Here is a 541-nt window from a genome sequence, read left to right as displayed (position 1 = left end):
ATATAGTTAGCCGTTCTATATACAATGCGGCTACGGACGAGAACAAGAGTATTCTTGGTGCTATTAGTGACTATATAGAGAATGACGGGAAAGTAAAGAGAGCTTTAGCGCAGTTTAAGGACGTGCTGAATGGAGCAACGCACTATACCGACAAGGAAGTCAAGCAAGTATTGCAGGCGGTAATAGACATAGCGGCGGAAAATGGTGGGTTTGCGGGTGAGCTGTCTATCTCAAACGTATATGGCAATGTAGCAGGATTGGCTTATAGAAGTGCTGATGGAACGATTCAAACAATCAATATAAATTTGGGCGAAGTGGATTTAGCCGACCCTAAGGCACTAATCAATGTAATATTTCACGAGACCACGAATTTTGATGCACATAGTGCTAGCGAGATTACTGCCAATAACATAGGGAACACAGCTGCGTGGTCAGCAGAAAAAACAGCACTTCGGGATTGAATATGTTTAGTCATTTGTTAGTTCGCCATCACTATTTGTCAAGTGGTTCACAACTGTTATAATTGCTCCCGTCTTTCAAC

The 541-nt window shown here is 42.3% G+C and carries 1 protein-coding gene; it reads left to right on the top strand.

Features of this window, described 5'->3' with window-relative positions; all coding sequences use genetic code 11:
* Nucleotides 1-461 (top strand): hypothetical protein (locus AC1MDJ_RS08510; protein WP_479690476.1); only part of this gene is annotated, 461 nt, incomplete at its 5' end.
* Between the last annotated feature and the right edge of the window lie 80 nt (nt 462-541).

Source organism: Candidatus Termitispirillum reticulitermitis (assembly GCF_054655775.1).
The sequence above is the reverse complement of the archived record's forward strand: the minus strand, read 5'-3'. Positions and strand labels throughout refer to the sequence as shown.